The 23832-nt window shown below is 63.4% G+C and carries 23 protein-coding genes; 14 read left to right on the forward strand and 9 right to left on the reverse strand.

What is annotated here, in order from left to right:
• Nucleotides 1-141: 141 nt before the first annotated feature.
• A complete protein-coding gene (locus ACVOMB_RS17920; RefSeq protein ID WP_481510496.1) occupies nt 142-834 on the reverse strand; it encodes a rhomboid family intramembrane serine protease in 693 nt (230 codons plus the stop codon).
• A 200-nt stretch (nt 835-1034) separates the two neighbouring features.
• Here ACVOMB_RS17920 and ACVOMB_RS17925 point away from each other — a divergent pair, with 200 nt between their 5' ends.
• The gene (locus tag ACVOMB_RS17925; protein ID WP_481532418.1) at nt 1035-2381 is read left to right on the forward strand and encodes an outer membrane protein transport protein; all 1347 of its coding nucleotides are present in this window, start codon (nt 1035-1037) and stop codon (nt 2379-2381) included.
• Nucleotides 2382-2716: 335 nt separating this feature from the next.
• Here ACVOMB_RS17925 and putA read toward each other — a convergent pair whose 3' ends face one another.
• Nucleotides 2717-5935 carry a bifunctional proline dehydrogenase/L-glutamate gamma-semialdehyde dehydrogenase PutA gene (putA, locus tag ACVOMB_RS17930; protein ID WP_481532419.1) on the reverse strand — a complete coding sequence of 1073 codons (3219 nt, stop codon included), beginning with the start codon at nt 5933-5935 and terminating at the stop codon, nt 2717-2719.
• A gap of 292 nt (nt 5936-6227) precedes the next feature.
• Between putA and ACVOMB_RS17935 the strand changes: the two genes are divergently transcribed.
• The 6 genes from ACVOMB_RS17935 (at nt 6228) to ACVOMB_RS17960 (ending at nt 10961) form a co-directional block, all read left to right on the forward strand.
• A complete protein-coding gene (locus tag ACVOMB_RS17935; RefSeq protein ID WP_481532420.1) occupies nt 6228-6701 on the forward strand; it encodes a DUF2244 domain-containing protein in 474 nt (157 codons plus the stop codon).
• 17 nt (nt 6702-6718) lie between these two features.
• A complete protein-coding gene (gene coxB, locus ACVOMB_RS17940; RefSeq protein ID WP_481532421.1) occupies nt 6719-7654 on the forward strand; it encodes a cytochrome c oxidase subunit II in 936 nt (311 codons plus the stop codon).
• Nucleotides 7655-7716: 62 nt separating this feature from the next.
• Nucleotides 7717-9327: a cytochrome c oxidase subunit I gene (gene ctaD, locus ACVOMB_RS17945; RefSeq protein WP_481532422.1), complete on the forward strand. Its 1611-nt coding sequence runs from the start codon at nt 7717-7719 to the stop codon at nt 9325-9327.
• Between the two features lie 11 nt (nt 9328-9338).
• Entirely contained in the window at nt 9339-9476 is a 138-nt protein-coding gene (locus tag ACVOMB_RS17950; protein WP_481532423.1) for a hypothetical protein, read from the forward strand.
• Nucleotides 9473-10063 carry a cytochrome c oxidase assembly protein gene (locus ACVOMB_RS17955; RefSeq protein WP_481532424.1) on the forward strand — a complete coding sequence of 197 codons (591 nt, stop codon included), beginning with the start codon at nt 9473-9475 and terminating at the stop codon, nt 10061-10063. The genes ACVOMB_RS17950 and ACVOMB_RS17955 overlap by 4 nt, the downstream gene beginning before the upstream one ends.
• Before the next feature lie 22 nt (nt 10064-10085).
• Nucleotides 10086-10961: a cytochrome c oxidase subunit 3 gene (locus ACVOMB_RS17960; RefSeq protein WP_481532425.1), complete on the forward strand. Its 876-nt coding sequence runs from the start codon at nt 10086-10088 to the stop codon at nt 10959-10961.
• A gap of 46 nt (nt 10962-11007) precedes the next feature.
• Here the strand turns inward: ACVOMB_RS17960 and ACVOMB_RS17965 are convergent, their stop codons facing one another.
• The gene (locus ACVOMB_RS17965) at nt 11008-11226 is read right to left on the reverse strand and encodes a twin transmembrane helix small protein (protein ID WP_312916472.1); all 219 of its coding nucleotides are present in this window, start codon (nt 11224-11226) and stop codon (nt 11008-11010) included.
• Nucleotides 11227-11283: 57 nt separating this feature from the next.
• Here ACVOMB_RS17965 and ACVOMB_RS17970 point away from each other — a divergent pair, with 57 nt between their 5' ends.
• The 4 genes from ACVOMB_RS17970 to cyoE all read left to right on the forward strand — a co-directional run bounded on the left by ACVOMB_RS17970 (nt 11284) and on the right by cyoE (nt 14917).
• Nucleotides 11284-12018, forward strand: a complete 735-nt coding sequence (locus ACVOMB_RS17970) for an SURF1 family protein (protein ID WP_481532426.1) — start codon at nt 11284-11286, stop codon at nt 12016-12018.
• A 252-nt stretch (nt 12019-12270) separates the two neighbouring features.
• On the forward strand, nt 12271-12846 hold the full coding sequence (locus ACVOMB_RS17975; RefSeq protein WP_481532427.1) for a hypothetical protein: 576 nt from the start codon (nt 12271-12273) through the stop codon (nt 12844-12846).
• 10 nt (nt 12847-12856) lie between these two features.
• Entirely contained in the window at nt 12857-14020 is a 1164-nt protein-coding gene (locus ACVOMB_RS17980; protein ID WP_481532428.1) for a COX15/CtaA family protein, read from the forward strand.
• A 3-nt stretch (nt 14021-14023) separates the two neighbouring features.
• A complete protein-coding gene (cyoE, locus tag ACVOMB_RS17985; protein WP_481532429.1) occupies nt 14024-14917 on the forward strand; it encodes a heme o synthase in 894 nt (297 codons plus the stop codon).
• Nucleotides 14918-15121: 204 nt separating this feature from the next.
• Here the strand turns inward: cyoE and ACVOMB_RS17990 are convergent, their stop codons facing one another.
• The 6 genes from ACVOMB_RS17990 to rpsU form a co-directional block, all read right to left on the reverse strand.
• On the reverse strand, nt 15122-16108 hold the full coding sequence (locus tag ACVOMB_RS17990) for a bile acid:sodium symporter family protein (RefSeq protein ID WP_481532430.1): 987 nt from the start codon (nt 16106-16108) through the stop codon (nt 15122-15124).
• Nucleotides 16109-16126: 18 nt separating this feature from the next.
• Nucleotides 16127-16618 carry a protein tyrosine phosphatase family protein gene (locus ACVOMB_RS17995; protein WP_481532431.1) on the reverse strand — a complete coding sequence of 164 codons (492 nt, stop codon included), beginning with the start codon at nt 16616-16618 and terminating at the stop codon, nt 16127-16129.
• 20 nt (nt 16619-16638) lie between these two features.
• Complete coding sequence (dnaG, locus tag ACVOMB_RS18000) at nt 16639-18375, reverse strand: DNA primase (protein ID WP_481532432.1); 1737 nt, start codon at nt 18373-18375, stop codon at nt 16639-16641.
• Nucleotides 18376-18467: 92 nt separating this feature from the next.
• Nucleotides 18468-19373, reverse strand: coding sequence for a YihY/virulence factor BrkB family protein (locus ACVOMB_RS18005; protein WP_481532433.1), 906 nt, complete (start codon nt 19371-19373; stop codon nt 18468-18470).
• A gap of 474 nt (nt 19374-19847) precedes the next feature.
• Nucleotides 19848-20294: a GatB/YqeY domain-containing protein gene (locus ACVOMB_RS18010; RefSeq protein WP_481517900.1), complete on the reverse strand. Its 447-nt coding sequence runs from the start codon at nt 20292-20294 to the stop codon at nt 19848-19850.
• Between the two features lie 144 nt (nt 20295-20438).
• Nucleotides 20439-20654 carry a 30S ribosomal protein S21 gene (gene rpsU, locus ACVOMB_RS18015; RefSeq protein WP_002808376.1) on the reverse strand — a complete coding sequence of 72 codons (216 nt, stop codon included), beginning with the start codon at nt 20652-20654 and terminating at the stop codon, nt 20439-20441.
• Nucleotides 20655-20780: 126 nt separating this feature from the next.
• Between rpsU and tsaD the strand changes: the two genes are divergently transcribed.
• The 3 genes from tsaD to ACVOMB_RS18030 all read left to right on the forward strand — a co-directional run bounded on the left by tsaD (nt 20781) and on the right by ACVOMB_RS18030 (nt 23625).
• On the forward strand, nt 20781-21812 hold the full coding sequence (gene tsaD, locus ACVOMB_RS18020) for a tRNA (adenosine(37)-N6)-threonylcarbamoyltransferase complex transferase subunit TsaD (RefSeq protein ID WP_481532434.1): 1032 nt from the start codon (nt 20781-20783) through the stop codon (nt 21810-21812).
• 82 nt (nt 21813-21894) lie between these two features.
• Nucleotides 21895-22254, forward strand: coding sequence for a dihydroneopterin aldolase (gene folB, locus ACVOMB_RS18025; protein WP_481532436.1), 360 nt, complete (start codon nt 21895-21897; stop codon nt 22252-22254).
• 117 nt (nt 22255-22371) lie between these two features.
• The gene (locus ACVOMB_RS18030) at nt 22372-23625 is read left to right on the forward strand and encodes a mechanosensitive ion channel family protein (protein WP_481532435.1); all 1254 of its coding nucleotides are present in this window, start codon (nt 22372-22374) and stop codon (nt 23623-23625) included.
• Nucleotides 23626-23832: the final 207 nt, after the last annotated feature.

Below are 23832 nucleotides of genomic sequence, written 5' to 3' on the forward strand. Positions count from 1 at the left end.
GGCCCCGCGGGGTTTTTTTGGGGCCCTTTTTTGCGGGGGCGCCCGCCGCAAAGCCTATATAATTTAAATTGCCGGAACGCCGGTGACCTGATGGGGCACCGGCTTCGCGGCTGACGCCGCTCCCACAATAAAAGCCCGCCCCTAGAAGCCCTTGCGCTTACGCAGCCGTCTGGCAATCGCCGCACGCACATACAACCCGTAAGCCACACCAAACAAAAAGCCGGCCACATGCGCCGACCAGGCCACCATGCCGAAGCTGGGGCCGATATAGGCGAACACCACCTGCAAGGCCGCCCACACGCCGATCAACAGAAAGGCCGGCGCACGAACGAATTCCAGGAACAACCCCAACGGCAGCACCACGCCCAGCTTGGCGCGTGGGAACAGGGTCAGGTACGTGCCCATCAAGGCCGACACCGCGCCACTGGCACCGATGATGGTGCGTTCGGGTGAGCCGATCACATAGAGCGCGGCCAGGTTGGCGATGGCGCCGCCGAACAGGAACAGCAACAGCAGGCGCCACGGCCCCAGCACCCGCTCGGCGGGCAGGCCGAAGATCAGCAGGAACACCAGGTTGCCGAGCAGATGCGACCAGTCGGCGTGCAGGAACAGGGCGGTGAACAACCTTAATACGCTGCCGTCGCGCAAAGCTGCCCACCAGTCGTGGCCACTGCCCAGGCCGGTGGCCAGCGCGCCCCAGTCCAACCACAGCGAACGCCGCGCCTCATCTGGCCGCGAGATTGACCACAGGAAGGCGGCCAGCAAGGTCAGGCACAGCAAGGGCACTGCCCAGCGCAGGCCTGACTTATTTCTGGAAGGAATGGAGACGAACATGAGTGCGGAAGCCTAACCCGGGACCGCCCGGGGCGGGCTGGGAATATGTCTTACGTCGTTATTGTTTAGTTAACGAGCGTGGGTGATACTGCATACGGCGTCGTATGTCGGGAGGGGACTCCGGCGCACTGTCAAGTAGCTTGCTACTTGGGAGTGCAGGCGCAAAACGACCATTACCGTTTACGGAGAGAGCTTCCACTATGACCGCTTCTGCTATCGCCCGCGTAACCGCACTTGCTGTCGGCATCGCCGGCGCCCTCGCTTTCAGCCACGCCAATGCAGCTGCCTTCCAGCTGAAGGAAAACAGCGCCAAGGGCCTCGGCCGCGCTTTCGCCGGTTCCGGCAGCGCCGAGGGCGATGCATCCATCATCGCCGTCAACCCGGCCGGCATGCGCCAGTTGGACGGCCGCGTCATCCAAGGTGACCTGAGCGCGATCAGCTTCTCGGCTGAGTTCAAGGGCAGCGGGCGCACCCCTGTCGGTACGCCCGCCACCGGTGGTAACGGCGGCGATGCAGGCATGATCGCTCCGGTTCCTGCTGCTTATTTCCATATGCCGTTCGGCGAAAACGACAACATGCACTTCGGTGTGTCGTTGACCGCTCCGTTCGGTTTCAAGACCGAGTACGACAACGGTTGGGTGGGGCGCTATAGCGGCCTGAAAACCGACCTGAAGGCCGTCGATCTCGGCTTTGCAGCCTCGTATGACGTCAACCCGTATGTCTCGTTCGGCGCCTCGGTGTTCGTTGAGCACCTGACCATCGAACTGAGCAACGCAATCGACTTCGGTACCGCGCTGGCCCAGAAGCGCGTCCCGGGTTTTGCTCCGGGCAGTGCCGACGGCCGCTTGACCGTTGAAGGCGATAACAATGCCGTGGGTTACACCGTCGGTGGCTTGTTCAGCGTGGACGAGAACACCCACATCGGTATCAGCTACCGTTCCAAGGTTGAGCACAAGATCACCGGCGGCGATGCGACCTTCAATGTGCCGGGCAACGCTGCCGCGGTGCTGGCCGTCGCCCAGCCGGGCCAGTTCGTCACCACCAAGGGCAAGGCCACGGTGACCATGCCGGCTTCGGCCACCCTGAGCGTGACCCACAAGGTCAATGACCGTTGGACCGTGATGGGCGATGTAAGCCGCACCGCGTGGTCCACCGCGTTTGACACCGTGGTCATCGACTACGCGTCGAACCAGCCCAATTCCGAGCTGGAGTTCGGTTACCGCGATACCACCTTCGTGTCGCTGGGTACCGATTACAAGCTGAGCGATACGCTTACCCTGCGTGGTGGTGTTGCGCTGGACCAGACCCCGACCACCGACGCACATCGTGACGTGCGTGTGCCGGATACCAGCCGTAAGTGGCTGTCGCTGGGTGTTGGCTGGACGCCGTCCGCGAACACCGAGTGGAACTTCGGCTACACCCATCTGTTCACCAGCGATCCGAACATTTCGGTGAAGCCGACCACCAACAACCAGGGCAATTCGCTGACCGGCAAGTACAAGGTCCGCGGCGACGTGTTGGCGGTGTCGTACCAGTACAAGTTCTAAGCGAACCTGTAATTGATGCATGCAGAAAGCCCCGCGCAAGCGGGGCTTTTTGTTTGTGTGCTGCCTTGTGGGAGCGGCGTAAGCCGCGAAGCTGGCGTCATCGAAACTACCGGCATATCTGCAATCTGACCGACCATCTTCTTCGCGGTTTACGCCGCTCCCACAGTTCCTGCGGTGCAGGTGCATTGCCGGGAAGGCCTCTGCCGAGCATGGCTCGGCACTACGCCCCCTCCCTTTCGCGCAGCGAAGGGGAGGGTTGGGGAGGGGTAAGTTTTTCGCAGGGCAAAGAAAAACCCCGCTTGCGCGGGGTTTTCCTGATCACGATACAACTTGAATCAATCGCCCAGGGTCAGCAGCGAGGCGTTGCCGCCGGCAGCGGTGGTGTTGACCGTTACCGTCTTCTCGGTGGCGAAGCGCAGCAGGTAGTGCGGGCCGCCGGCCTTGGGGCCGGTGCCGGACAGGCCCTGGCCGCCGAACGGCTGCACGCCGACCACCGCGCCGATCTGGTTGCGGTTGACGTAGACGTTGCCGACGTTGACGCGCGCTGCAATGCGATCAACGGTTTCGTCGATGCGCGAATGCACGCCCAGGGTCAGGCCGTAACCGGTGGCATTGATCTGGTCGATCACCGCGTCCAGCTGATCGGCCTTCCAGCGGATCACGTGCAGCACCGGCCCGAAGATTTCCTTGTGCAGCTGGTTCAGGTCCTTCAGTTCGTACGCACGCGGAGCGAAGAAGGTGCCATGCGCGGCTGCATCCGACAGCGGTGCGGCGGCGATCAGGCGCGCTTCGGCATCCATGCGCACGGCGTGATCCTTGAGGATCTGCAGGGCGTCGGCGTCGATCACCGGGCCGACGTCGGTGGACAGTTCGCCCGGGTCGGCAACCTTTAGTTCGGCCATCGCGCCGGACAGCATGCTCATTACCTTGTCGGCGATGTCGTCCTGCACGAACAACACGCGCGCTGCCGAGCAACGCTGGCCAGCGGAGGTGAAGGCCGAGCCGATCGCGTCCTTGACCAGCTGTTCTGGCAGTGCCGAGGAGTCGGCGATGAAGGCGTTCTGGCCGCCGGTCTCGGCGATCAGCACGCCGATGGCGGCATCGCGTGCGGCCATGGTGCGGTTGATGATGCGGGCGGTCTCGGTGGAGCCGGTGAAGGCCACACCGGCCACGCGCGGGTCAGCAGTCAGGGCGGCACCCACCACCGAGCCGGAGCCCGGCAGGAACTGCACAACGCCTTCCGGCACGCCGGCATCCAGCAGCAGCTTCACCGCGTAGTAGCCGATCAGGTTGGTCTGCTCGGCCGGCTTGGCGATGACGCTGTTGCCTGCGGCCAGCGCGGCAGCCACCTGGCCGATGAAGATCGCCAGCGGGAAGTTCCACGGGCTGATGCAGACAAATACGCCGCGGCCGTGCAGCTGCAGCTCGTTGCTTTCGCCGGTCGGGCTGGGCAGCTTCTCAGCGGTGCCGAACTGCTCGCGCGCCTGCTTGGCGTAGTAGCGCAGGAAGTCCACCGCTTCGCGCACTTCGGCGACGCCGTCGGGCAGGCTCTTGCCGGCTTCTTTTACGCACAACGCCATGAACTCGGCGATGCGCGCTTCCAGCTGGTCAGCGGCATGCTCGAGGATGGCGGCGCGGCTGGCGGCCGGGGTGCGGTTCCAGGCCGGCTGTGCGGCCACGGCATTGGCCAGTGCCTTCTGCACGGTGGCGGCATCGGCAGCCTGCCAATGACCGATGACCTGGCGGTTGTCGGCCGGGTTGATCACCGGCTGCGACGGCGTGCCGGGGGCCACACCCTGCACCAGCGGGGTCGCCTGCCAAGGCTTGATAGCAGCGTTGAGCTGCTCGGCCAGGGCGCGCAGTTCGTTGTCGTTGGCGAGGTTGATGCCCATGGAGTTGGTCCTGTCGTGGTTCTGGCTGCGCAGCAAATCAACCGGCAGCGGGATCTTGGGGTGCGGGATGGAGGCGAACGAGGACACGGCTTCGACCGGATCGCGGATCAGATCGTCGATGGACACGTCTTCATCGGTGATGCGGTTGACGAAGCTGGAGTTGGCGCCGTTTTCCAACAGGCGACGCACCAGGTAGGGCAGCAGGTCTTCGTGCGAGCCCACCGGCGCGTACACGCGGCAGGGCACGTTCAAACGGTCAGCCGGAATCACCTCGGCATACAGGTCGTCGCCCATGCCGTGCAGCTTCTGGTGCTCGTACACGCCGCCCTTGGCGATCTGCTTGATGGTGGCGATGGTGGCCGCGTTGTGGGTGGCGAACATCGGGTAGATCGCGTCGCTGTGGCCGAACAGACGCTTGGCACAGGCGATGTAGGACACGTCGGTGTTCTGCTTGCGGGTGAACACCGGGTAGGCGGGCAGGCCTTCGATCTGCGCGCGCTTGATTTCCGCATCCCAGTACGCGCCCTTGACCAGACGCACCTGCAGCTTGTGGCCGATGCGACGGGCCAGGTCGGCGAGGTAATCGATCGTGTACGGCGTGCGCTTCTGGTAGGACTGCACGACGATGCCGAAGCCTTCCCAGCCCTTCAACGAGGCATCGCTGACCACGCGCTCGATGATGTCCAGCGACAGTTCCAGGCGATCGGTTTCTTCGGCGTCGACGGTGCAGCCGATGCCGTAGGACTTGGCCAGCTGTGCCAGTTCCAGCACGCCCGGCACCAGATCCTTCAATACGCGCTCGCGCTTGGCGTGCTCGTAGCGCGGGTACAGCGCCGACAGCTTGATCGAGATGCCGTGCGAGGCGGTGACGTCGCCGTCGGCCTTGCCACCGCGGGCGATGTTGTCGCTGCCGATGGCGTGGATGGCACGGCGGTAATCTTCCAGATAGCGCAGCGCGTCCTTCATGGTCAGCGCACCTTCGCCAAGCATGTCGAAGGAGTAGCGGTAGTTGCTGTTGTCGCCCTTGTGCGAACGCGACAGCGCTTCGTCGATGGTGCGGCCCATGACGAACTGGTGGCCCATGATCTTCATCGCCTGACGCACGGCCAAGCGGATCACCGGCTCGCCAACGCGGCCGATCAGACGCTTGAACGCGCCATGCACGTCGCGCTTGGTGGCATCGGCCAGGTCAACCAGGTGGCCGGTCAGCATCAGGCCCCAGGTCGAGGCATTGACCAGCACCGAATCGGACTGGCCCATGTGGCGCTTCCAGTCGGCTTCGCCCAGCTTGTCGCGGATCAGCTTGTCGGCGGTTTCCTGGTCCGGAATGCGCAGCAGGGCTTCGGCCACGCACATCAGCAGCACACCTTCCTCGCTGCCGAGGTCGTACTGGCGCATGAAGGCTTCGATCGCGCCCTGGTTCTTGGCACGGGCGCGCACGCGGCGCACCAGGTCGGCGGCGGTGGCCTGTACCTGTGCCTGCTCGGCGGCCGGCAGGCGCGCCTGTTCCAGCAATTCGCGCACGTGGCTGGTTTCGTCTTTCAACCAGGCATCGGTGATGGCCTGGCGCAGCGCGGGCGGCGCTGGCGGCAGCTCAGGCGTCAGCAGCGGCGGGGCCGGCGACGTTGGGGAGGCGACATCAGGAGAAGGTGTTGCGTTCATGCGCTCGGCCACAGTTGGATTCGGCCATTTTAATCTTCGGTGGCGGATTTCCTAGTCCCCCGCAGGCATCTATTTGCAGCGTGAAAGCACTGGCCTGTGGGCGATTGCGCAATATTTGGCGAGTCGGTTTTGATTGTGCTGATTCCGGCATTTAAATCGCCGAGGTTGGGCGATAAGGGCACAGTTTTGATGTGCACTGCAGCATTGATGACGATGATGAATGGAAGCTTGCCGGGCGTGTGCGGGCAGGGCTACCATCGAACTCGATTTCCGCGGTATGGACGCGGCTGCGATGATCCAGGTGCTTCGGCAAGATTCCGATGGCTCAGGGACGCAGTTGTTACTGCACCCCCCACGGGCACTCAGTGCTCGGCAGTTCGTCCAGTTGTTTGCGGCGTTGGCAGGATTGATGGTGTTCGCGGCTGGCCTGGCTTGGCTGTCCGGGAACCTACTGGCCCCTGTCTTCGCGTTGTTGCATGGCTTGCTGGTGGCTGCTGCTTTGCGCGCGTGTTGGCGCAGCAGCAATCGCCAGGAAGAGATCCGGGTAGGACCGGACTGCGTGGAAGTGATTCCCGCAGCCGGAGTTTCGCCGGTATTCCGCGCACACCCGTATTGGGTGCGAGTGGTGACCGGGAAGGAACGGGTCCTGCTGGTTTCCAGCGGCAAATGGGTGGAAGTGGGGAGTTTCCTCGCGCCCGTGGAACGCCGGGAACTTGCGGTGACACTTGAAGGCTTGCTCGCAGCCAGCAATGGCAGCAACCGATGACGTCAAGGGTCTAGGCAATGAAGCAAAGCAGCGTGTGGGGCGCGAAGTTGAAACACGGTTTGGCAGCGGCAGCGATGATGCTGTCGGCGCAGGCAGCATGGGCGCAATCGGCCGATCCCAAGGAATGGCAGCTCAATATGGGCAAGGGCGTCACCCATACCTCGCGTATGGCGTGGGACGCACATATGGTGGCCTTGTGGGTGTGTACCGTCATCGGCGTGCTGGTGTTCGGCGCGATGGCCTATGCGATGTTCAAGTTCCGCAGGTCCAAGGGCGCGGTGGCCAAGCAGTTCAGCCACAACACCAAGGCGGAAATCATCTGGACCGTCATCCCTATCGTCATCCTGGTGGTGATGGCCTGGCCGGCCACGGCCAAGCTGATCGCCATGTACGACACCCGCGATTCCGAGATGACGGTGAAGATCACCGGCTATCAGTGGATGTGGAAGTACGAATACCTGGGTGAGGACGTCACCTTCACCAGCCGCCTGGACCGCAAGTCCGACGAAGTGCGGCAGAGCGGCAGCGTGCCGACCATGGCCAGCGATCCGCATTACCTGCTCGACGTGGACAACCCGCTGGTGCTGCCGGTCGATACCAAGGTCCGTTTCGTCATCACCTCCGACGACGTGATCCACGCGTGGTGGGTGCCAGCGCTTGGTTGGAAGCAGGACGCCGTGCCGGGCTTCATCAACGAGCGCTGGACCAATATCGAAACCGAGGGCGTGTACCGCGGCCAATGCGCGGAACTGTGCGGCAAGGACCATGGCTTCATGCCGATCGTGGTCAAGGCCGTGTCCAAGGACGAGTTCAAGTCCTGGCTGGCCTCCCGCAAGCCGAAGCCTGCCGCGCCTGTAGAGGCCGCACCGGCTGCCGAGCCGGCACCTGCAGCGGCGCCCGAAGCAACCCCGACTGTCGCTACACCCGCCGCGCCTGCGGCGGCCGGTGCCTGATACCACTGCGTGCCGGTGCTGCCGGCGCGATGCCTGAAAACGCATAACGAGGTGTAGTTGCAATGGCGAATACCGCAGTGGACCACTCCGATCACCACGGGCACCAACAGGGCTTCTTCGAGCGCTGGTTCTTCTCCACCAATCACAAAGACATCGGCACGCTCTACCTGCTTTTCAGCTTCACGATGTTCATCATCGGCGCTGCGATGAGCGTAGTGATCCGGCTGGAGCTGGCGCAACCCGGCCTGCAGTTCGTCAAGCCGGAATTCTTCAACCAGATGACCACCGTGCATGCATTGGTGATGATCTTCGGCGGCGTGATGCCGGCCTTCGTCGGCCTCGCCAACTGGATGATCCCGCTGCAGATCGGCGCGCCGGACATGGCGCTGCCGCGCATGAACAACTGGTCGTTCTGGCTGCTGCCGGTGGCCTTCAGCATGCTGCTGGTGACGCTGTTCCTGCCCGGTGGTGCACCGGCCGGTGGCTGGACGCTGTATCCGCCGCTGTCCTTGCAGGGTGGTTACAACGTCGCCTTCAGTGTGTTCGCCATCCACGTGGCCGGTGTCAGCTCGATCATGGGTGCGATCAACATCATCGCCACCGTGCTCAACATGCGTGCGCCAGGCATTGATCTGCTGAAAATGCCGATCTTCTGCTGGACCTGGCTGATCACTGCCTTCCTGCTGATCGCGGTGATGCCGGTGCTGGCCGGTGCGGTGACCATGCTGCTGACCGACAAGTTCTTCGGCACCAGCTTCTTCAATGCCGCCGGTGGCGGTGACCCGGTGATGTTCCAGCACATTTTCTGGTTCTTCGGGCACCCCGAGGTCTACATCATGATCCTGCCGGCGTTCGGCGTGGTCAGCGAGATCCTGCCGACCTTCAGCCGCAAACCGCTGTTCGGCTACCAGGCGATGGTCTATGCCACCGCCGCCATCGCCTTCCTGTCGTTCATCGTGTGGGCGCACCACATGTTCACGGTGGGCATGCCGCTGGGTGGCGAAATCTACTTCATGTTCGCCACGATGCTGATCTCGATCCCCACCGGGGTGAAGGTGTTCAACTGGGTCAGCACGATGTGGGAAGGCTCGCTGACGTTTGAAACACCGATGCTGTTCTCCATCGCCTTCGTCATCCTGTTCACCATCGGCGGTTTCTCCGGCCTGATGCTGGCGATCGTGCCGGCCGACTACCAGTACCACGACACCTATTTCGTGGTGGCGCACTTCCACTACGTATTGGTGACCGGCGCGGTATTGGCACTGATCGCCGCGGTGTATTACTGGTGGCCGAAGTGGACTGGCCGCATGTACAACGAGTTCTGGGGCAAGTTTCACTTCTGGTGGACGATGGTGTTCGTCAACCTGCTGTTCTTCCCGCAGCACTTCCTCGGCCTGGCTGGCATGCCGCGGCGTATTCCGGACTACAACCCGGTGTTCGCCGACTGGAACCTGATCAGCTCGATCGGTGCATTCGGCATGTTCGCCACCCCGTTCATGATGGCGGCGATCCTGTTGCATTCGCTACGCAACGGCAAACGTGCCGAGGCACGCGCCTGGGAAAGTGCTCGTGGCCTGGAGTGGACCATTCCGTCACCAGCGCCTGCGCATACCTTTACCGTGCCGCCGGTGATCAAGCCGGGTGATCTGGCGCATGACGACGTGACGCACTGAGGAGGCTGGCAATGAGCAGCAACGAACACTTCCAGGCTGAAGAATTGGCCCTGCGCAGGCGCCGCTCGCGGCGCACCGCATTGGTCGTTGGCTTGATCGCGGTTGCGGTCTATGTCGGCTTCATCCTGTCCGGGGTGCTGGCGAGTTGAACGCGCCGGCGCCCGCACCCAAGCCCAATGCTGGCCTCGGCCGGCTGATCGGCGTGGCGTTCGCGGTGTTCGTACTGACGTTCTCGTTGGTGCCGCTGTACCGCATCGCCTGCGAAAAAGTATTTGGCGTGCGCTTGGAGCGCGGTGCCACCACGCATGAAACCAGTGCCCATGCTGCCAACAGCAAGCGCACCGTGCGTGTGGAGTTCGACGGCGGCGTCAATTCCAAATTGCCGTGGGCCTTCCACCCGGAAAAGCTGACGATGGACGTGGTGCCGGGTGAGTTGAACGAAGCCCTGTATTTCGCCCGCAATGACAGCGAGCGCGCACTGGTTGGCAGCGCGGTGCCGTCGGTGGCGCCTGCTCGTGCATCGGGCTTCTTCAACAAGACCGAATGTTTCTGCTTCACCGCGCAGACCCTGCAGGCCGGCGAGCAGCGCGAGATGCCGGTGCGCTTCATCGTCGACCCGGACCTGCCGGCCGACGTCAATACGATCACTTTGTCCTACACCTTCTACAAGAATGATGCGCTGACCGAACGCCTGGCCCCGGCAACTGCCGCGGCCGCCGCACACGCAGCTCCCTGATCACGGACCCGGAAGCAACGCCATGGCCCATACCACCCCTGATGCCAATGCCTACTTCGTGCCAAGCAGCAGTAAATGGCCGTTTGTAGGATCGATCGCGATGCTGGTGATGATGGTCGGGGTAGCCAGTTGGCTCAACGACGCCAGCTGGGGCCGATTGGCCTTCTTCATCGGCGTGGCGATGATGGTGTTCACCCTGTTCCTGTGGTTCGGCGATGTCATCCGCGAATCGGTGGGTGGCAACTACAACCGCCAGGTCGACGGCTCATTCCGGATGGGGATGATCTGGTTCATCTTCTCCGAGGTGATGTTCTTCGCCGCCTTCTTCGGCGCGCTGTTCTACACCCGCAACATGGGCCTACCCTGGCTCGGTGGTGAAGGCCATGGCGTGCTCACCAACGAATATTTGTGGGACGGCTATTCCGCCGCGTGGCCGACCAATGGCCCGGCCGATATCGGCGGCGCCTTCCAGACCATCCCGGCCTGGGGCCTGCCGCTGCTCAATACGCTGATTCTGTTGACCTCGGGCGTGACCCTGACCATTGCCCATCACGCGCTGAAGGCGGGCAACCGCAAGCAGTTGCTGATCTGGCTGGGGGCGACGGTGGTGCTGGGCTGCGTGTTCCTGTTCTTCCAGGCCGAGGAATACATCCACGCCTACAAGGAATTGAACCTGACCCTGGGCTCGGGCATCTACGGTTCCACCTTCTTCATGCTGACCGGCTTCCACGGCGCACACGTGCTGCTGGGCACCATCATGTTGCTGGTGATGTGGTTCCGCTCCGCCAAGGGGCACTTCACCCGCGACAACCATTTCGGCTTTGAAGCGGCCGCGTGGTACTGGCACTTCGTCGACGTGGTGTGGCTGATGCTGTTCCTGTTTGTCTACGTGCTGTAACGCTGGCCCGCGGCCGCACTGCATGGCAGTGCGGCCATTGCGATGTTCAGCCGCCTACACCGTGTGGCTTGATCCAACCCGTATAGATGCCCAACGCGACCAGCAGGATCAGCACCACTGACAGCGCGATACGCCGCGTCAACGCATTGACCGTCCGTTTGGTCTGGCCGCGATCGATCATCAGGTAATAGAGGCCGGCTCCAAGATTCCAGACGATGACGATCAAGAACGCGATCACCAACAGGGTCTTCAACGAATCATTCATGCGTGGCTCGTTCAGTGGGAAGGCAGTGCTATATCACCTGCTTGGCGGCAGCTTGTCATGACGCGACAGCACACGGCGATTTTTGGTTGGCTGCTGGCAGTGCTGGTGGCTGCCCTGTTCTGCGCGCTGGGTGGCTGGCAGCTGCAGCGCATGCACCAGAAAGAAGCCCTGCTGGCGCAGTTGCCGCCGAGTCGTGACGCCGCCCTCAGCCTTGCCCAGGCCGCCGCCATGCCGGACTCCCTGCATTGGGTGCGCGACCAGCTGCAGTTCCTGCCTGGCAGTGTGTTGCTGGATAACCAGCTGCGCGAGGGCAGGGCTGGCATCAAGGTCTATCAAGCTGCGCGCGCTGCCGATGGAGCCGTCGTGCTGGTCGATCTGGGCTGGCTGCCGCTGCCTGCCGATCGCAGCATGCCGACGATCAGCGCGCAGCAGGGCACGCAGGCGTTGCAGGGGTTGTGGGCGCCTGCGCCGGCAACCGGTATCGCCCTTGGACCGGCATTGACTGCTGCGACGCAGCCGCGGACCTGGCTGGCGACGCGGATTGATCTTCCTGCCATTGCCGCGCAGTTGGGGCTGGATGGTGCTGTGTTGGCGCCAAAGGTGCTGCGGTTGGACCCGGCCTTGCCGCTGGGCTATGCGCGTGATCTGGACCTGCTGCCCAATACGTTGCCGCCTTCGCGGCATCTTGGTTATGCGGTGCAGTGGTTCGCGATGGCCTTGGTGGTGTTGTTGATTGCGCTGGTGTTGCAGTTCAAGAGGCGGCGCAAGTCGGGAGTTGGGAATGGGGGTTAGGTTGGAGCTGGGCCAGAGCCAGAGCCAGAGCCAGAGCACCCCTCCCCAGTCCTCCCCTGCGCTACGCGCAAGGGAGGGGGCGGTGCACAGCGCTGTCGCTTCTGCTTTTGCCGTTGAATTCCCCCCTCCCTTTCACCGAAGGTGAAGGGGAGGGCCGGGGAGGGGTGCTTTCAGCCTTTGCTTCTGCTCTTGCTCCAGCTCCAGCTTCTGCTCCCAGCCACTCCCCATAGCCAGCTCGAAAAGACCCCAACCATGAACGCACTCACCCCCGACCAGCTCGTCACCCGCAATCGCGGCCGTCGGGTACTGCTGCTGATCTTCGCCATGTTCTTCGGTTCGATGGCGCTGGCCGGCATCCTGCGCTTCTCCGGTTGGACACCGCAGATCAACCGCCATCACGGTGAGCTGTTGCAGCCGGCACTGGACCTGCGCAGCGAGCAGCTGCATCTGGCCAACGGCCAGGCCTACGAGTGGAACCCGGGCGAGCGCCATTGGCGCATCCTGCTGGCACCGGCTGCCGACTGTGCGCCGGCCTGCGTCACTTTGTCGCAGCAGTTGGACAAGGTGTGGCAGTTGTTTGGGCATAACGCGGATAATGTCGAGATATTGTGGCTGGGTACGCCGCCTGAGCAGGTGGCTGCGACGCCGGCACTGAAGGTGCTGCAGCCCCAGCCTGCGTTCCGGGGCAAGCTGCCGGGGGTTGATGACCCGGCCGGTACCCCGGTGTATGTGATTGATCCCAATGGCTTTGTGGTATTCCGTTATGCGCCGGGTTTTGAACCGGGTGGATTGCGGGCTGATCTATCCAAGCTGTTGAAACTGATGTGAGTTCCGTTCGATGAATGCCACTGCGCGTCCGGCGCTGTACCGCAATTTCCACCGACTGGCGTGGTTCGCGCTGATCATGACGGCGAGCACGATCATGTTCGGCTCGTTCGTGCGCCTGTCCGATGCCGGCCTGAGCTGCCCCGATTGGCCCACCTGCTATGGCCGCGTCACCTGGCCGCAGACGCAGATGGAAGCTGCCCAACACGTGGCCAGCGAGATCCGCCCGCTGGAAACCCATAAGGCCTGGCGTGAGCAGGTGCACCGTTTCCTGGCCGGCCTGCTAGGCGTCGAAGTGCTGACCCTGGCATTGCTGGCGGCACGTCGGCGCAAGCGCGGCATTGCCCAGATCGTCACCGCCTCGGCGCTGGTGGCTCTGGCAATTCCTTTGTATATGCGCGGCGAACACGTCGCAGCGAGTGTGCTGGCGATCGCTGGTGAAGCGATCCTGCTGCTGGCGGCATTGCGCTGGTCCAACATCGATCTGGCGCGCGCTGCGGTGCTGACGCTGATGGTGGTGATCTTCCAGGCCTTGCTGGGCATGTGGACGGTAACCTGGCTGCTCAAGCCCATCGTGGTGATGGGCCATCTGTTGGGCGGCATGTTGATGTTCAGCATGCTGGCATGGATGGCCTGGAAGGCAACCAACCTGCCGATCACCCTGGCCGAGGAGCCGCGTCTACGCTGGTGGTTGCGTGGCGCTGTTGCGCTGGTGGTGCTGCAGATCGCGCTTGGCGGCTGGGTCAGTGCCAACTACGCGGCGCTGGCCTGCGGCGGCGGCAGCGTGTCCCTGGACAACTTCCCGCGCTGCGTAAGCCAATGGTGGCCGCAGCAGAACTACACGGAAGGCTTCACCTTGTGGCGTGGCATCGGCGTTGATTACGAAGGTGGCGTGCTCGATGGCGCCTCGCGTATCGCCATCCAGATGGCACACCGGATGATGGCGGTGCTGGTGGCGCTGTATCTATTGGTTTTGTCGGTACGCATGTTCCGCTTGCCGGGCATGCGCGGTTGGGCGACCACGCTGATCGCGTTGGTGTTGTTGCAGGTCACGCTGGGCGTGCTCAACGTCAAGCTGGCGTTGCCGCTGGTAGTGGCCGTGATGCACAGCGGCGGTGCGGTTGCCCTGTTGTTTGTATTGGTCACGCTGCTGGCGCGGCTGCGCGCTCCGGAGTGAATGATGCGTACAACATGGCGTGATTACTGGGACCTGACCAAGCCGAAGGTGGTGGCACTTATCGTGTTCACCGCCCTGGTCGGCATGTGCCTGGCCATCCCGGGCCTACCGACCACCGCGCAAGTGGTGACTGGCCTGCTCGGCTTCCTCGGCATCTGGCTGTCGGCCTCGGCCGCAGCGGCGATCAACCAGCTGCTGGATGCGCAGATCGATGCGCAGATGGCGCGTACTTCGTGGCGGCCCTTGGTGGTCGGCAAGGTCTCGCCGCGGCAGGTACTGGTGTTTGCCGGCGCGCTGACCGCGCTGTCGATGACCATCCTGGTGCTGTGGGTGAACGTGATCACCGCAGTGCTGACCTTCGCCTCGCTGATTGGCTATGCGGTGATATACACCGTCTACCTGAAGCGCGCGACCTCGCAGAACATCGTCATCGGTGGCCTGGCTGGCGCCACCCCGCCGTTGTTGGGCTGGGCGGCGATCACCGGCATGCAGGGCAGCTCGGATTGGGCCTACGCCTCGTTGCTGGTGCTGATCATCTTCATCTGGACCCCGCCGCATTTCTGGGCGTTGGCGATCTTCCGCCGCGTCGATTACGCCAAGGCCGAGATCCCGATGCTGCCGGTGACCCACGGCGTGCCGCATACCCGCAAGCAGATCCTGGCGTACTCGGTGGTGCTGGCGGTGGTGACCTTGCTGCCGGTCGCAATCGACATGAGCGGCATGTTCTACCTGGGCGGCGCAACGGTGTTGAACATCGTGTTCCTCTGGTACGCATGGAAGATGCAGAACCCGCCGGACGAGATGTTCAACATGAAGATGTTCGGCTATTCCATCGTTTACCTGATGGCGCTGTTCGCTTTCCTGCTGGTCGACCACTGGCTGCTGCCCTGGTTGTGATCCAGTAATGAAAAGGCCGGCGAAAGCCGGCCTTTTTCATTCAAACAGAAACGGTGGTTGTAGGAGCGGCGTAAGCCGCGAAGCTGATTGTGCTTCCGGTTGCGGTTGAAACTGCAATCCCGGAATGCCTGATTGCGGTCCGCGCTGGCATCGGATGCATTGGCGGCTTCGCGGCTGACGCCGCTCCTACAACCCCGGCGTTGATCATTGTTGCTTTGATTCAGCGTTCTGCTTCGCATACCGCTGCGCCACCATCGAGCAGACGATCAGCTGGATCTGGTGGTAGATCATGATCGGCAGCACGATCGCGCCAAGGCTGCCGCCGGCAAACAACACCTTGGCGATCGGCACGCCGGTAGCCAGGCTCTTCTTGGAGCCGCAGAACATGATGGTGATCTGGTCGGCGCGGTTGAAGCCCAGTCGCCGCGCCAGCCAGGTGATGCCGGGCATGGCAATCGCCAGCAACACCACAGCCACCAAGGCAGCAGCCAGCAGTGACAGTGGCGGGGTCTTGCTCCACAGGCCTTCGCTGACCGATTCGCCAAACGCGGCATACACCACCAGCAGCACCGTGCCTTGGTCGGTGTAGCGCAGCAGCGGACGCTTCCGTTCGATCCAGCGGCCAATCCACGGCCGCAGCAGATGGCCGAGCACGAACGGCACCAGCAGCTGCAGCATGATCGCGCCCACCGCATGCAGCGGGTTGGTCATGCCGCCTTGCGAGCCTGCAAGCACGGTCATCAGCAACGGGGTCAGGAACACGCCGAGAATGCTGGACAGCGAGGCCGCACACACCGCTGCCGGCACGTTGCCACCGGCAATCGAAGTGAAGGCAATCGAGGACTGCACGGTCGAGGGCAGGGCGCACAGGAACAGCACGCCGATGTAGAGCTCGGGCGTCAGCGCCCAGCCAGCCAGCGGCTTCATCGCCAATCCCAGCAACGGGAACAGCACGAAGGTGCAGGCCAGGATGGTGATGTGCAGCCGCCAGTGCAGCAGTCCGGCGACGATGGATTCACGTGGCAGGCGCGCGCCATGCAGGAAGAACAGCGCGGCGATGGCGATGTCGGTGAAGTGGTCGAAACCTTTGGCTGCGCTGCCAGTGAGCGGCAGCACGCTGGCCAGGACGACAGTAGCGAGCAGGGCGAGGGTGAAGTTGTCCGGTCGCAGTCGCGACCACCAGCGGGTCATGTCGGCAATGCCTCCTGATCAGGGTGTGGGTGTGGCCAACGCAGCGCGTGCAGCGGGCTCGAGTGAAGTCATGCCGGCATCACGGCCGAACTTGAGTGCGTCATCCACCGATGCGCCATTGATGCGTGCCTCGATCAACGACAGCAATGCACCAGCGCGGTTGGAGGAGGCGCAATGCAGCAGGGTCTTGCCACTGTCCTGCTTGAGCATGCGGTCCAGCGTGCGCGCGTTGGCATCGGTGATGTCGCCGGCACCGGCGATAGGCAGGCGCACATAGCGCAGGCCGAGTTGTTCGGCCAAAGCGGCCTCGTCGTAGCCGCGATCTTCATCGGGCTTGCGCAGATCAATGACGGTGGTGACGCCATTGGCGGCGGCATCGCGCAGCTGCTGCGCGCTCGGCTGGCCGGCGGTGATCAGGTCCGGGCGCGGCTGGCGCAGCGTTGCATCGCCAGCGAAGGCGTTGGCGGCGAGCAGCAGTGAGAGGAGCAGTGACAGGCGATAGATGTACATGCAGTGCTCCGTTGCAGATGTCAGAGACGCAGACTGGCGCGGGCCTTGAGCAGCTCGCGCAGTTCGTATTTGTCGGTGTCGTCCAGGCCTTGCTGGCGCTGCTTGGCCTGCAGCTCGTCCAGGCGCTGAGACAGCAGTTGTTTCTCCAGCTGCAGCACGGCGTCCTGCAGTTCCTGTGCCCACATCGCTTCATCGCCTGGCAGCGCCTGCGCGGCCAGCTTGTGCAGCGCGGCCTGTTCTTCGCGCTCGTTGAAATGCTCGAGCAGGGCGCCGGTGCTGATGTCCGGGCGCTGCTGTACCAGGTTCAACAGTTCAACCAGCAGTTCGATACCAGGCAGGCGCAGGCCGCCAATGGCGTGGTGGCCTTCCAGGCTCATCGCCAGCGAAGGCTGCTGCAACAGGATGGCAATGGCCGCACGCACCAGGCTGCGCTTCTGCGCAGGCACGGCGTTGTTGCGCATAGCTGGCCGCGCCACCGGTGCGGCGGCGGCGCTGGGGCTACCGATGCCGGTCAGGCGCGCCAGCTCCTGTTTCATCAGGTCGCCGAAAGCACCATCGGGAATCTGCGCCAGCATTGGTTTGGCGCGTTCGGCCAGGCGAGCCTTGCCGTCGAGCGTGCCGAGATTGATCTCGCGACTGAGCTCGTCGAAGAAGAACTGCGACAGCGGCGTGCCCTGCTTGAGCCGCGCATCGAAAGCATCGGCGCCTTCCTTGCGCACGATGGTGTCCGGGTCCTCGCCATCGGGCAGGAACAGGAAGAAGGCCTGGCGGCCATCCTTCATGCGCGGCAGCACCGACTCCAGTGCGCGCCAACCGGCGCGGCGACCGGCGGCATCACCGTCGAAGCAGAAGTACACGTCGGGCGCGTTGCGGAACAGCAGCTCGGCATGGTCCGGCGTTGTCGCCGTGCCCAGCGTCGCCACCGCCTGGGTGACGCCGAATTGGAACAGGCTGACCACGTCCATATAGCCTTCAACCACGATCAGGCGTTCGATCTTCTGGTTGGCCTGACGCACCTGCCACAGGCCGTACAGTTCGCGGCCCTTGTGGAATAGCGCGGTTTCCGGCGAGTTGAGGTATTTGGGGCCGTCGTCCTTTTCCATGACCCGGCCGCCGAAGGCGATGACGCGGCCACGGCGATCGAAGATCGGGAACATCACCCGGTCGCGGAACTTGTCATAGACGTGGCCGCGGTCGTTCTTGGAGAACAGTCCGACGCGCTCAAGCAGCTTCATGCGCCGCTCGTCCTTGCCCAGTGCATCCTTCAGTGCGCTATAGCCATCGGGCGCATAGCCGATGGCGAAGCGAGTACGGGTATCGGCATCGACGCCACGGCCATCGAGATAAGCGAGGGCCTTCTCATTGGTTTCGAGCTGCTTCTGGAAGAAGCGGGTGGCCGCATCCAGCGCCGAGTACTGGTCGCGGCTGTCGTCCTGCTGCTGCGGCGTGCGCGCATTGGTTTCGCGCGGGATCTCCATGCCCACGCGCTTGGCTAGTTCATCTACCGCATCGAGGAACTCGAGGCGGTCGTAGTTCATCAGGAAGCTGATCGCGGTGCCGTGCGCGCCGCAACCGAAGCAGTGATAGAACTGCTTGGTCGGCGAGACAGTGAACGAGGCCGAGCGCTCGTCATGGAACGGGCAGCGCGATGCGTATTCCTTGCCCTGACGCTTGAGCGGCACACGAGAGCCCACCACTTCGACGATGTCGGTGCGGGCCAGCAGGTCGTCAATGAACGCGTCGGGAAGTCGGGCCATGCGGCAAATGGATAGCGCCGCCGGTTGGCGGAGCGCGATGAAAGGGGGAAGGGGAGTGTACTAGGTTGGGGAGGAGGGCTCTTGCTCCTGCATCAATCTGGCGCCCCGACATCAACCTCCACTGCTGCAGCCTCGACCTTCCGCCGCGCATACGCCCGCTCATCAATCACCGCGGTAATCAGTGCGCCAGAAAAGAACACCACGCTGGCGTAGTAGATCCATACCAGCATGATCACCAGCGTACCCATCGAGCCATAAGCGCTGCCCGGTGCTGCATTGGCGATGTACAAGCCAATCGCATAACGGCCGAGGGTGAACAACACCGCGGTGATGGCGCCACCGAGGAAGGCCTGGCGCCAGGCCACCGGCCGGTCTGGCAGGTAGTGGTAGAGGAAGGCGAAGCCCAGTGCATACAGTGCCAGCGTGGTTGTGTAGCCAAGCGCCGGCAGGGCGGAGGGCAGGTGCGAGAAGATCACCTGCAGCGCGGTGGTGGCGACCATCGACACGATCAACAGGAAGCCCAGTGCCAGCACCACGCCGGCCGAGAACACCCGCTTCTTCAGCCAGCCAAAGATCCCTTCAAAGCGCTTGGAATCGGTACGGAAGATCAGGTTCAGCGCCGCCTGCAGCTGGGCGAACACCACGGTGGCACCGACAAACAGCAGGATCAGGCTCCAGATGCCGGCGAACGAGCCCAGGTCCGGTTGTGCGCTGGCATTGGTGATCACCGTGCGTGCGACTTCGGCCACGCTGGGGCCGGCCAGTGAACTGATCTGCTCGATAAGTGTCTGTTGCGCTGGCGGGTAGAGCGAGGCGGTCAGCCACAGCAGCAGGACAAGTAGCGGCGCCAGCGACAGCAGGGTGTAGAAGGCCAGCGATGCCGCTTGGGTCATCACGTCGGCTTCGACGAAGCGGCGGGCCAGGGCGGCCGGCAGGCTTTGCTGGAGCAGCTCCAGCCGGGATTTGAACGAATGCAGGGTGGGGCGGGTTACAGGCATCAGATGGATCGCGTGAAGGCAGGGGTCTGTTCTAGCAAAGCCGGGCTTCGGAGCGGGTGAATGGGGAGGGCTCCGCCGGCCAAATCGGCCAGACCCGTAGTGCCGAGCCATGCTCGGCAGAGGCTTTCCCAGTAATGCATGACGATGTGGGAGCGGCCTCAGTCGCGAAGCCACATCCAGATCAGAAGCGGTGAAGCCAACCCCTCCCCAGCCCTCCCCTTGGCCTTCGGCCAAAGGGAGGGGGCGGAGCATGTAGTGCCGAGCCATGCTCGGCAGGGGCTTTCCCGACAATGCCCAACGTATGTGGGAGCGGCGTCAGCCGCGAAGCCACAGATTCGTCAGATTGCTGGTCAGTGGGTGAGTTCAGTGCTGCCAGCTTCGCGGCTTACGCCGCTCCCACAAGAGGCCGGGGCAGCAGAAACAACAAGGCCCGCATTTGGCGGGCCTTGTCACTTGCAACCTCGGCAGCTGGGATCAGCCGGCCAGGGCCTGCTTGACCAGCTTGGACACCAGGCCCATGTCGGCCTGGCCAGCCAGCTTGGGCTTGAGTACGCCCATCAGCTTGCCGATGTCGGCAGCGCTGCTGGCGCCGGTCTCGGCCTTGGCAGCGTCAATCGCGGCCTGGATCTCGGCTTCGCCCATCTTGGCCGGCACGTAACGCTCGATCACCACGATCTCCTCGCGCTCGATCACGGCCAGGTCTTCACGGTTGGCGGCTTCGAACTGGGTGACCGAGTCCTTGCGCTGCTTGATCATCTTGTCCAGCACGGCAATCACGTCGGCGTCGGTCAGCTCGATGCGCTCGTCCACTTCACGCTGCTTGATGGCGGCGTTGATCAGGCGGATCACGCTCAGCGAGTGCTTGTCGCCGCTCTTCATGGCGGCCTTCATGTCTTCGAACAACTGTTGCTTCAGGCTCATGGAGCACCTCTTTGGGTCGGGAATACGGGGGAGGGACGTCAGCATTGCTGGCATCTGGAACGCAAAAAGCCGGCTACGCTTGCGCGTGCCGGCTTTCACCCCAGTACGGAAGGCCGGAGCCCCCCGTTCAGGAGTCGCGTACGATCAGTACAGGCGCTGACGCTTGGTGACGTCGCGCGAGGAACGACGCAGCTGGCGCTTCACGGCTGCAGCAGCCTTGCGCTTGCGTTCCTGGGTCGGCTTTTCGTAAAACTCGCGCTTGCGGGTTTCGGCCAGCACGCCGGCCTTTTCGCAAGTGCGCTTGAAGCGGCGAAGAGCAAACTCAAAGGGTTCGTTCTCGCGGACTTTAACGCTGGGCATGGAATCTCCGGGGACTCTGTAGAAAAACCGGGACACACCCGGTGAGCCGCGCATTATAGTCCCTTTGCGCAGACGTGCAACCCCCGGGATTTGGCGGGGGCGCCAGAGAGGTCCACAATACGCTTTATGAAAGTACTTGGCATTGAATCATCCTGCGATGAGACGGGCGTAGCCGTCTACGACACCTCACTCTCCGGGGCGGCTGCGCTGCGTGCGCATGCCGTCTACAGCCAGATCGCGCTGCATGCTGAATACGGCGGTGTGGTGCCGGAGCTGGCCAGCCGCGACCACGTACGCAAAACCCTGCCGCTGATCCGGCAGACCCTGGACGAGGCAGGCATTGCCATCTCCGAGATCGAGGGCGTGGCCTATACCGCCGGCCCCGGCCTGGTCGGGGCGCTGCTGGTCGGTGCGGGCGTGGCCCGCTCGCTGGCCTGGGGCCTGGATGTACCGGCCATTGGCGTACACCATATGGAAGGCCACCTGCTGGCACCGCTGATGGAAGACGACCCGCCGGAAGCGCCGTTCGTGGCCTTGCTGGTCTCCGGTGGCCACACCCAGCTGATCGCGGTGGATGCCATCGGTAAATACCGCCTGCTCGGCGAGACCCTCGACGATGCCGCCGGTGAGGCCTTCGACAAGACCGCCAAGATGATGGGCCTGCCGTACCCGGGTGGCCCGCAGCTGGCCAAGCTGGCCGAGATCGGCACCCCGGGCCGCTACAAGTTCACCCGGCCAATGACCGACCGGCCGGGTCTGGACTTCAGCTTCTCCGGTTTGAAGACCCAGGTGCTGATGGCCTGGCGCGACAGCGACCAGACCGAGCAGACCCGCGCCGACATCGCCCGGGGCTTCGAGGATGCGGTGGTCGACACGCTGGTGATCAAGTGTGGCCGCGCGCTGGATGCGGCCGGCTGCGATGTGCTGGTGGTGGCCGGCGGTGTCGGCGCCAACAAGCGCCTGCGCGCCAAGCTGCAGGAGAATGCCCAGCGTCGCGGCGGCCGGGTCTGCTTCCCGCGCCCGGAACTGTGTACCGACAACGGCGCGATGATCGCCTTCGCCGGCGCCCTGCGCCTGCAGGCCGGCCAGCACGGCCCAGCCGAGATCAAGGTGACGCCGCGTTGGGACATGGCCTTGCTGCCGCCCTTGCAGGGCTGACCAGCAGGCCTGCCGTGCTCGTCCACGGCAGGCTCAGTCTGCTGCCGTTACCATGTCGTATTCATCCAATACGACAGATGCAATGGACAAGGTATTCATCGAAGGGCTCGAAATCGACGCCCTGATCGGCATCTACGACTGGGAACGGCGCATCCGCCAGACCCTGGTGTTCGATCTTGAAATGGGCTTCGACAACCGCAAGCCCGCTGCGAGTGACGACATCGTCGACACGCTGAACTACAAGGCGGTCAGCAAGCGCCTGATGGAATTCGTGCGCGCCTCCGATTTCGGTCTGGTGGAAACGCTGGCCGAGCGCTGCGCGCAGATCGTGCTGGACGAATTCAACGTGCAATGGCTGCGACTGAAGCTGAGCAAGCCCGGCGCGGTACGCGGTGCGCGTGCGGTTGGCGTGATCATCGAGCGCAGCCGCGCTGAGGGTTGAGCCTGTTTTTATCTGGCCGCGCGCGAGCAGGTGCGCGGCCGGCGTGGTCCCTGTTCGATTGAGTTTGTGCAGCCGGGCAGGTTGTTTCTGCAATACAAGTAAAAGGAAGAGTGCGCGATGGCGGTAATGGGAATTCGTTGGTTGGATCAGCTGGAGAACATGCTGGCACCGTACCCGATGGCCTACCCGGCAGTGGTGTTGGCGGGTTTGCTGCTGGTGGCATGGCTGGCCAACTTTGTCACCAAGCGCGTCCTGCTGCGCGGCCTGCGTTCGATGATCGAACGCTTCTCCGGCCCCAATCACAACGCCAGGCAGCCGCTGCGGGTGATTGCGCGGCTGTCCAACATCGTGCCGTCGGTGGTGCTTGCCGCAGGCTTGAGCATCGTGCCCGAGCTGCCGCCGGGCCTGGTCAACGGTTTGAAAGCGCTATGTCATGCGTGGACGGTGTTGACCATCGCGATGGCGGTGTCGCACGCACTGGATGCCTTCAACGATTTCTACGAGCGCCGCGCCGATGCGCGCAACAAGCCGATCAAGGGCTACCTGCAGGTCGTCAAGATCGTGGTGTTCGTGTTTGCCGGCTTGTCGATCGTGGCGATCCTGGTCGGCGTGGAACTGCTGCATCTGGTCACCGGTCTGGGTGCAGCCACGGCGGTGTTCATGCTGATCTTCCAGGACACCATCCTCTCCTTGGTGGCCAGCGTGCAGATCAGCGGCGATGGCCGCGTGCGCATCGGCGACTGGATCGAGATGCCCAGCCAGAACGCCGATGGCGACGTGATCGACATCGCCCTGCACACCGTTACCGTGCAGAACTGGGACAAGACTGTCACCACCATTCCGACCAAGAAGCTGGTCACCGAGTCGTTCAAGAACTGGCGTGGCATGCAGGAGGCGGGCGGTCGACGCATAAAGCGTTCGATCTACCTGGACCAGCACAGCGTGCGCTTCCTCGATGTGGCCGGGCTGGAGCGTCTGGGTCAGATCGCGCTGCTGGATGACTATCTGGCGGGCAAGCAGCAGGAACTGCAGCAGTGGAATGCGCAGGTCGCGCAGGCGCATCCGGAGCCGGTCAACTCTCGTCGGCTGACCAATCTGGGCACCTTCCGCGCCTATGTGGAGCTGTACCTGCGCCACAATCCCGGCATCCATCAGGAAATGACCCTGCTGGTGCGGCAGATGGCGCCGACCCCACAGGGCCTGCCGCTGGAGATCTACTGCTTCACTTCCTCGACAGCGTGGGCCAAGTACGAAGCCATCCAATCGGACATGTTCGACCACCTGCTGGCGATGCTGCCGGAGTTCGGCCTGCACGTATTCCAGGAATCCAGCGACGCCATGTTGATGACTGTCCGCGAGCAGCGCGCCTGACGTGCCGTAGTGCCGAGCCATGCTCGGCAGGGGCTTTCCCCGCGAAAGGCCAACCCCTCCCCAACCCTCCCCTTCGCTACGCGAAAGGGAGGGGGCTGAAGCGGCAGTGCCGAGCCATGCTCGGCAAGGGAGCTCTAACCGGAAATCCCAAGCCAAGGAAGGGGCAGAAATAACCGTTCAGCAATGAGGGAGGCGCTATACCGGTGT

This window comes from Stenotrophomonas sp. STEN018 (assembly GCF_056760235.1).

What these genes read in the sequence shown, in the direction of transcription:
- ACVOMB_RS17920 (WP_481510496.1), bottom strand. Translation starts at nt 834, where the DNA reads ATGTTCGTCTCCATTCCTTCCAGAAATAAGTCAGGCCTGCGCTGGGCA.
- ACVOMB_RS17925 (WP_481532418.1), top strand. Translation starts at nt 1,035, where the DNA reads ATGACCGCTTCTGCTATCGCCCGCGTAACCGCACTTGCTGTCGGCATC.
- putA (WP_481532419.1), bottom strand. Translation starts at nt 5,935, where the DNA reads ATGAACGCAACACCTTCTCCTGATGTCGCCTCCCCAACGTCGCCGGCC.
- ACVOMB_RS17935 (WP_481532420.1), top strand. Translation starts at nt 6,228, where the DNA reads ATGATCCAGGTGCTTCGGCAAGATTCCGATGGCTCAGGGACGCAGTTG.
- coxB (WP_481532421.1), top strand. Translation starts at nt 6,719, where the DNA reads ATGAAGCAAAGCAGCGTGTGGGGCGCGAAGTTGAAACACGGTTTGGCA.
- ctaD (WP_481532422.1), top strand. Translation starts at nt 7,717, where the DNA reads ATGGCGAATACCGCAGTGGACCACTCCGATCACCACGGGCACCAACAG.
- ACVOMB_RS17950 (WP_481532423.1), top strand. Translation starts at nt 9,339, where the DNA reads ATGAGCAGCAACGAACACTTCCAGGCTGAAGAATTGGCCCTGCGCAGG.
- ACVOMB_RS17960 (WP_481532425.1), top strand. Translation starts at nt 10,086, where the DNA reads ATGGCCCATACCACCCCTGATGCCAATGCCTACTTCGTGCCAAGCAGC.
- ACVOMB_RS17965 (WP_312916472.1), bottom strand. Translation starts at nt 11,226, where the DNA reads ATGAATGATTCGTTGAAGACCCTGTTGGTGATCGCGTTCTTGATCGTC.
- ACVOMB_RS17970 (WP_481532426.1), top strand. Translation starts at nt 11,284, where the DNA reads ATGACGCGACAGCACACGGCGATTTTTGGTTGGCTGCTGGCAGTGCTG.
- ACVOMB_RS17975 (WP_481532427.1), top strand. Translation starts at nt 12,271, where the DNA reads ATGAACGCACTCACCCCCGACCAGCTCGTCACCCGCAATCGCGGCCGT.
- ACVOMB_RS17980 (WP_481532428.1), top strand. Translation starts at nt 12,857, where the DNA reads ATGAATGCCACTGCGCGTCCGGCGCTGTACCGCAATTTCCACCGACTG.
- cyoE (WP_481532429.1), top strand. Translation starts at nt 14,024, where the DNA reads ATGCGTACAACATGGCGTGATTACTGGGACCTGACCAAGCCGAAGGTG.
- ACVOMB_RS17990 (WP_481532430.1), bottom strand. Translation starts at nt 16,108, where the DNA reads ATGACCCGCTGGTGGTCGCGACTGCGACCGGACAACTTCACCCTCGCC.
- ACVOMB_RS17995 (WP_481532431.1), bottom strand. Translation starts at nt 16,618, where the DNA reads ATGTACATCTATCGCCTGTCACTGCTCCTCTCACTGCTGCTCGCCGCC.
- dnaG (WP_481532432.1), bottom strand. Translation starts at nt 18,375, where the DNA reads ATGGCCCGACTTCCCGACGCGTTCATTGACGACCTGCTGGCCCGCACC.
- ACVOMB_RS18005 (WP_481532433.1), bottom strand. Translation starts at nt 19,373, where the DNA reads ATGCCTGTAACCCGCCCCACCCTGCATTCGTTCAAATCCCGGCTGGAG.
- ACVOMB_RS18010 (WP_481517900.1), bottom strand. Translation starts at nt 20,294, where the DNA reads ATGAGCCTGAAGCAACAGTTGTTCGAAGACATGAAGGCCGCCATGAAG.
- rpsU (WP_002808376.1), bottom strand. Translation starts at nt 20,654, where the DNA reads ATGCCCAGCGTTAAAGTCCGCGAGAACGAACCCTTTGAGTTTGCTCTT.
- tsaD (WP_481532434.1), top strand. Translation starts at nt 20,781, where the DNA reads ATGAAAGTACTTGGCATTGAATCATCCTGCGATGAGACGGGCGTAGCC.
- folB (WP_481532436.1), top strand. Translation starts at nt 21,895, where the DNA reads ATGGACAAGGTATTCATCGAAGGGCTCGAAATCGACGCCCTGATCGGC.
- ACVOMB_RS18030 (WP_481532435.1), top strand. Translation starts at nt 22,372, where the DNA reads ATGGCGGTAATGGGAATTCGTTGGTTGGATCAGCTGGAGAACATGCTG.